This is a genomic window from Streptomyces sp. MBT65 (assembly GCF_016612545.1).
In the GTDB taxonomy this organism is placed as follows: domain Bacteria; phylum Actinomycetota; class Actinomycetes; order Streptomycetales; family Streptomycetaceae; genus Streptomyces.
Genome location: NZ_JAENRY010000420.1, coordinates 1 through 6,502, shown reverse-complemented (window position 1 = coordinate 6,502; position 6,502 = coordinate 1). Strand labels below are relative to the sequence as shown.

The window sequence follows — 6,502 nt, the reverse complement described above, 5'->3', positions numbered from 1 at the left end:
GGCTGGGAAACCCGGTGTGAGCAGGGGGTTCGCGGGGCGGCGGGCAACCGGTGGGTCGTCCGGCAGGCCTCAGGTGCTCTCCTGCTCGGGGGAGTTGGGGCGGGCCAGGCCGAGGTCGTAGGCCAGGATCACCGCCTGGATGCGGTCGCGGGCGCCGACCTTCGCCAGGACGCGGCCGACATGGGTCTTCACCGTGGACTCGGAGAGGAAGAGGCGCTCGGCGATCTCGCCGTTGGTCCAGCCTCTGCCCATGGCGACGAGGATCTCGCGTTCGCGTTCGGTCAGGGAGCGGATGCGGGGGTCGTCCGTCGCGGGCTCCGCCTCGGGGCCTTCCGGTGAGTGTTTCGGCAGGTGCTGGGCGTAGGCGTCCAGCAGCCGGCGGGTGAGGGCGGGGGCGATGACCGCGTCGCCGGAGGCCACCGCGCGGATGCCGGCGAGGAGTTCCTCGGGATGGGCATCCTTGAGGAGGAAGCCGCTGGCTCCCGCGCGCAGCGCCTCGTGGGCGTACTCGTCGAGGTCGAAGGTGGTCAGGATGAGGACGCGGGAGCGGTCGCCGGCCGCGACGACCCGGCGGGTGGCCTCGATGCCGTCCATGCCGGGCATCCGTACGTCCATCAGGATCACGTCGGGCCGCAGTTCGGCCGCCATCCGCACCGCCTCGCCGCCGTGCCCGGCCTCGCCGACCACCTCGGTGTCGGGGTTGGCCTCCAGCAGCATGCGGAATCCCAGGCGTTGGAGGGGCTGGTCGTCCACGATGAGCACGGTCGTCATGCCGCTCCCCCGATCACGTCGAGCGGGGTGAGGTCGAGGGTGGCCCGAACCGTCCAGCCGCCGCCGGGGGCGGGGCCCGCGGTGACGGTGCCGTGGTAGAGGGCCGCGCGTTCTCTCATGCCGGCGAGTCCGTGTCCTTCGTCGTGGCTCGGTGCGGGTCCGGTGGCGGTCCCGGCCGGGCCGGTGTCGTGGCAGTCGATGCGCACCCGGGCGTTCTCGACGTTCACCGCCAGTTCGACGCGGGTGTCGTGGCCCGCGTGCTTGAGGGCGTTGGTGAGGGCCTCCTGCACGATGCGGTACACGGTCAGCTGGACCCCGCGGTCCAGGGCGGCCGGGTCGCCGCCGGTGCGGTAGACGACCTGGGGGCCGGCCGCGCGGATCCGGGCGCACAGGGCGTCGAGGTCGGCGATGCCGGGCTGCGGGCTGAGTTCGGGGGCGTCGGGGGTGGCGGTCTGCACCCTCAACACGCCCAGCATGCGCCGGAGTTCACCGAGCGCCTGGCGGCCGGTGTCGCCGATGAGGAGCAGGGCCTGCTTGCCGCGTTCGGGGGCGAGGTCGGTGGCGTAGGCGCCGCCGTCGGCGAGGGTGATGATGACGGAGAGGTTGTGGCCGATGATGTCGTGCATCTCCCGTGCCACGCGTGTGCGTTCGGCGGCGGCGGCCAGTTTGCTGCGCTGGTCGCGCTCGATCTCCAGCCGGGCCGCGCGGTCGCGCAGTACGGCGAGCTGGGCGCGCCGGATACGGACGACGAAGCCGAGGGCGACGGCCGCGGTGATGGTGCTGAACAGGACGAACAGCGCGTCCAGGACCGGCACTTCGGACGGCAGCCGCAGCGCGAAGAGACCCAGGGCGGCGAGGGTGACCGCGCAGGCGGCGGGCAGCCGCCGCAACTGCCCGTGCAGGACCAGGCTGTAGAGGGAGATCAGCAGGGCGACGTCGGCGCGCAGCCAGACCCCCAGCGCCGCCTGGACGAAGAAGACGGCGGCGATCAGCGCGAAGGCCAGGGTGGGTCGGCGGCGCCGCCACAGCAGGGGCAGCACCAGGCCGAGCTGAAGGGCGATGGTCACCGGCCAGGGCAGGTGGATGAAGCTGTTGTCGAAGCCGCGCCGCCGGCCGTCGTCGTCGTCCAGCAGGTCCGGCAGGCAGAACATCAGCAGGACCAGGACGGTCAGAGCCGTGTCCAGCACCCAGGGGTGCCGCCGGTCGCCCTGCTTGATCCGCCGGCCGAACCGGGACAGCCGGCCGGCCACGGGGTGGCTCCACGGCAGGTCCGTCTCCGCGAACAGCACATGGGCGGGGTCGTCGGGGCTCATCGGTGTCACTGGTCCGGGTTCATGGGGGTCACCTGTCCATTGTGGGGCCGCCCCGCGCGAACCACCGGCGCGGCACCCCGCCTGTGAACAGGCCGGATGCCGCGCCGTGGCCGTGGGGGGAATCGGCTCAGGCGTCGGTCTTCAGCAGTCGGTGGGCGGCCCCGCCCAGCGCGAGCGCCGTCCAGGCGAGGAAGACGAGGAGTCCGGCGCCGGGCGAGAGGGTCGTCGAGTCGTGGGTCAGCGCGAACATAGCCTGGCCCGCGTTGCTCGGCAGATACGGGCTGATGTCGTCCTGCCAGGAGCTGGGCAGCAACTCGATCAGTCCGGGCACCAGCATCAGCGAGGCGACCAGCACCGAGATGCCGCCGGCGACCGAGCGGAGCCACGCGCCCAGCGCGGTGCCGATCACGCCGACCAGGCCGAGGTAGAGACCGGCGCCGAGCAGGCTGCGGACGACTCCGGAGTGGGAGAAGGAGAGGGCCGCGGGCGTGCCGGAGACGATGCCGCTGACGATCGGGAACGCGACGAACACCCCGACGAGGGAGACCCCGAGCGCGACCACACCGAACACCAGGGCCTTGGACCACAGCACGGGCAGGCGGCGCGGTACGGCGGCCAGCGTGGAGCGGATCATGCCGGTCGAGTACTCGCCGGCGGTGACCAGGACGCCCAGCACACCGAGCGCGAGCTGCGCGAAGTTCGTGCCGAACAGGGAGATGTCGAGCGCGGTGGAGTTGGCGTCGTCGGGCCTCAAGTGCCCGCCGTCGTAGGAGGACTTGTAGTGCGCGGCGGCGATCAGGCCGAACGCGATCAGGAACAGCAGGCCCAGGCCCAGGGTGATCCAGGTGGAGCGCAGGGACCACAGCTTGGCCCACTCGGAGCGCAGCACCCGGCGCCCGGTGACCTTGTACGGCGGACGGGCCTGTCGTACGACTGCGGGTGCGGCGGTGTCGGTCGCGGTGACGGTGCTCACGCGGCCCTCCCGGTGGTCTCGACGGTGGTGGAGCCGTGGTACTCGACGGCGTCCCGGGTCAGGTCCATGAACGCCTGCTCCAACGAGACGGTGCGCGCGCTGAGTTCGAAGAGCGGGATGCCGTGCTCGGCGGCCCTGCGGCCGATGTCCCGCGCGCTCACCCCGGTGACGTGCAGTTCCTCGGAGCCGACCTCGCCGGTGATCTCGACACCGGGACCGGCGAGGACCTCGCGCAGCTTGGCCGGTTGCTCGGAGGCGACGGTGACGGTGTCGCCTCCGGCATGCCGGACCAGGTCCTGAACGGTGGTGTCGGCCAGCAGCCGCCCCCGCCCGACGATGATCAAGTGGTCGGCGACCAGGGCCATTTCACTCATCAGGTGCGAGGAGACGAAGACGGTACGACCGTCCGCGGCGAGCCCGGTCAGCAGGTTGCGGATCCACAACACGCCTTCGGGGTCGAGGCCGTTGACGGGTTCGTCGAGCATGACGGTCGCCGGGTCGCCGAGCAACGCGGCGGCGATGCCGAGCCGTTGGCCCATGCCGAGGGAGAAGGCCCCGGCCCGCTTCTTGGCGACCGACTGGAGCCCGGTCAGCTCGATGACCTCGTCGACCCGGCGGCGCGGGATGCCGTGGGTGTGGGCCTGCGCCATCAGGTGGTCGAAGGCGGAGCGGCCCGGGTGGATCGACTTAGCCTCCAGGAGCGCGCCGACCTCCTGGAGCGGTGCGCCGTGGGCGGCGTAGGGCTTGCCGTTGACCGTGACGGTGCCGCTGGTGGGCGCGTCCAGGCCGACGATCATGCGCATCGTGGTGGACTTCCCGGCGCCGTTCGGACCCAGGAAGCCGGTGACCGTGCCGGGCCGGACGACGAAGTCCAGCCGGTCGACCGCCGTCTTCTCCCCGTACCGCTTCGTCAGTTGGTGTGCCTCGATCATCGGTTTCCCTCACGCTCACGTGCCGCCGCCCCCCACGGGGCCTTTCCACCGGCAACGCTAGGAGCCGGAGGGGCTCGAACCCGTCGTACCGAGGGGCCGTTGCGGGGACGGGCGTAGTACCGCGGTACCACTGCGCGCTGTGCACTATGTGCATGAGTTGTGTACGTTCCCACTCCCTTCACGCGATGAACGTGCCCACCAACTGCGGGAAATACAACCGACACACATATTTACAGCGCCTGTTACCTCTCTTACTGTGAACGTTCTCAGAACCAACCCGCATGCGCATGTCAGTCGACCCAAGGAGGTCGGGTACCCCGTGAAAATCCCGGGCCGCATAGTGAAGGCCGCCTTGCTGCTGGCCGCAGTCGCCCTGCCGGCGGCGATGCTCACCCCCACCGACGCCGCCGCCGCGAACTCGCTCACCATGCTCGGCGCCGACGTCTCGTCCGCGCAGCGCGCGATCGACCTCGGTGCCAAGTACTACGACTCCAGCGGGACCGCCCAGGACCCGCTGGACATCCTCAAGGGCGCCGGCGTCAACTACGTCCGCCTGCGGATCTGGAACAACCCCGCCAGCGGCTACAACAACAAGGCGAAGGTGCTGGCCTACGCGAAGCAGGTCAAGGCCAAGGGCCTCAAGCTGCTGATCGACTTCCACTACTCGGACACCTGGGCCGACCCGGGCAAGCAGTACAAGCCCGCGGCCTGGTCGAGCCATGGCATCGGCGCGCTGCAGACCGACGTCTACAACTACACCTACGACGTGTGCAACAGCCTCAAGTCCCAGGGCACCACCCCGGACAGCGTGCAGATCGGCAACGAGATCAACGTCGGCATGCTGTGGGACGACGGCAAGGTCGTCAACAACAGCTTCACCAACCTCGGTCTGCTGCTGAAGTCGGGCTACAACGCGACCAAGGCGTGCAACAGTTCCACCCAGGTGATCATCCACACGGCCGACGCGGACAGCGACTCCAACGCCCGCTGGTTCTACGACGGCATCAAGGCGCAGGGCGTCAACTGGGACATCACCGGGCTGAGTTACTACTGCATGTGGCACGGCACGCTGGCCAACATGGGCAGCGTCGTCTCGGACATGAAGTCGCGCTACGGCAAGGACGTCATCATCGCGGAGACGGCCTATCCGTTCACCACGTCCGACGCGGACAGCACGGCGAACTCGGTGACATCGGGGTGCTCGGGCTATCCGCTGACCTGGGCGGGCCAGGGCGCGGAGTTCACCGCCGTGCAGAACACGGCGCGCAGTGCGGGGGCGATCGGGGTCTTCTACTGGGAGCCGACCTGGTACGCGGTCACCGGCAACGGCTGGGACCCGGCCAACATCGCTACCAGCGGGGATGGTTGGGACAACATGGCGATCTTCAACTGGACCGGACAGGTGAACCCGAACGTGAAGTGGACGCCGTAGGACGGTAGTTCCACGGCATACGAGCGGCGCCGCCTTCTCCTCCGGGCGGTGCCGCTCTCCGTGTTCACGGCTGACGATCCGTCAAGGCTCTGTATACGGCCGAGGACTTGGGGTTGGCTCGGCAGCGCCACACTCCGTGGGGGCAGTAGTCGCTGATGGTCTGGTAGAGCGGGCGCTGCCCTGCCATCCAGGTGAGCATGCCGCGCATGTAGGAGGGGTTGTCGCCGTTCTCGTAGAGCCCCCACTCGGGGTAGGCGATGGGCTTGTGGTGGGCGCGGGCGAAGTCGGCCTGCGCCAACAGGCCGTAGGGCTCGGTGAGTTGATCGGCGAAGGACAGGCCGCGGGGGGCATCGTAGGCGTCCATGCCAATGACGTCGACGTAGCGGTCGCCGGGGTAGCAGTCGGTCCAGGGGATCGCGTCACGGCCGCGGTTGGGGGTGAAGTCGAAGCGGAAGCGCTGCCCGGGGACGGAGCGCATCGCGGTGACGATGCGCGTCCAGTATTGCTTCCAAGCATCGGGGTCGGGGGCGCAGCGGTGGGTGTAGGTGGTGCCGTTCATCTCCCAGCCGAGGACGATCTCCGTGTCGGGGACGCCGAGTTGGACCAGCCTTCGGGCGAGGACGCGGAAGTGCTCGTCGTGGCGGCCGTTCGCCCCCTCCCCCAGTTCGGCGCGGACCACGGAGTCCGGCAGGTGGTCCTCGTTGCGGTCCAGCATCGGCACGTTGAGGACGAGCAGCCGGTCCGCCTCGTTCCTCCGCCAGTCGGCCCAGACGGCGAGGTCGTCGGAGACGCCCTCGATGTCGGTCCAGTTGTCTCCGGCCAGATACGCGTGCCCGACCCGGGGTTCGGGCCGCCCCAGCCAGGCCCCGAACCCGGCGACCCGCCGCACGGCGTCGATCCCGTAGCCGACGTAGGCGCCGTAGGCCGTCGGCGGGCCGGGCCTGGGCGCGGTGGCCGCCCGCACGGGCGGGGGCGGGGACTCGGCACCGGGTACACAGGCGGGCCCGGCCAGCAGGACGAGCGCGAGGACGACGGTTAACAGGGCCGACGGAGTGCGGCGCGTCCCGGGCGGGGCCACGGG

General features: G+C 70.4%; 6 protein-coding genes. 1 reads left to right on the top strand and 5 read right to left on the bottom strand.

The features are described from left to right. Positions 1-69 precede the first annotated feature (69 nt). The 4 genes from JHN63_RS46885 to JHN63_RS46870 form a co-directional block, all read right to left on the bottom strand. A complete protein-coding gene (locus tag JHN63_RS46885; protein ID WP_200691244.1) occupies positions 70-771 on the bottom strand; it encodes a response regulator transcription factor in 702 nt (233 codons plus the stop codon). Beyond that, positions 768-2,084: a sensor histidine kinase gene (locus tag JHN63_RS46880; RefSeq protein WP_200691243.1), complete on the bottom strand. Its 1,317-nt coding sequence runs from the start codon at positions 2,082-2,084 to the stop codon at positions 768-770. The genes JHN63_RS46885 and JHN63_RS46880 overlap by 4 nt, the downstream gene beginning before the upstream one ends. 127 nt (positions 2,085-2,211) lie before the next feature. Further along, a complete protein-coding gene (locus tag JHN63_RS46875) occupies positions 2,212-3,057 on the bottom strand; it encodes an ABC transporter permease (RefSeq protein ID WP_200691242.1) in 846 nt (281 codons plus the stop codon). Beyond that, positions 3,054-3,989 carry an ABC transporter ATP-binding protein gene (locus JHN63_RS46870; protein WP_200691241.1) on the bottom strand — a complete coding sequence of 312 codons (936 nt, stop codon included), beginning with the start codon at positions 3,987-3,989 and terminating at the stop codon, positions 3,054-3,056. Before JHN63_RS46870 ends, JHN63_RS46875 begins: the two co-directional genes overlap by 4 nt. Positions 3,990-4,308: 319 nt before the next feature. Between JHN63_RS46870 and JHN63_RS46865 the strand changes: the two genes are divergently transcribed. Beyond that, on the top strand, positions 4,309-5,421 hold the full coding sequence (locus JHN63_RS46865) for an arabinogalactan endo-beta-1,4-galactanase (RefSeq protein ID WP_374223010.1): 1,113 nt from the start codon (positions 4,309-4,311) through the stop codon (positions 5,419-5,421). 64 nt (positions 5,422-5,485) lie between these two features. On the opposite strand, the gene JHN63_RS46860 is transcribed toward JHN63_RS46865, so the two are convergent. Beyond that, positions 5,486-6,499 (bottom strand): glycoside hydrolase family 26 protein, encoded by a 1,014-nt coding sequence (locus tag JHN63_RS46860; RefSeq protein WP_200691245.1) that lies wholly within the window; start codon positions 6,497-6,499, stop codon positions 5,486-5,488. Positions 6,500-6,502: the final 3 nt, after the last annotated feature.

What these genes read in the sequence shown, in the direction of transcription:
- JHN63_RS46885 (WP_200691244.1), bottom strand. Translation starts at nt 771, where the DNA reads ATGACGACCGTGCTCATCGTGGACGACCAGCCCCTCCAACGCCTGGGA.
- JHN63_RS46880 (WP_200691243.1), bottom strand. Translation starts at nt 2,084, where the DNA reads ATGAGCCCCGACGACCCCGCCCATGTGCTGTTCGCGGAGACGGACCTG.
- JHN63_RS46870 (WP_200691241.1), bottom strand. Translation starts at nt 3,989, where the DNA reads ATGATCGAGGCACACCAACTGACGAAGCGGTACGGGGAGAAGACGGCG.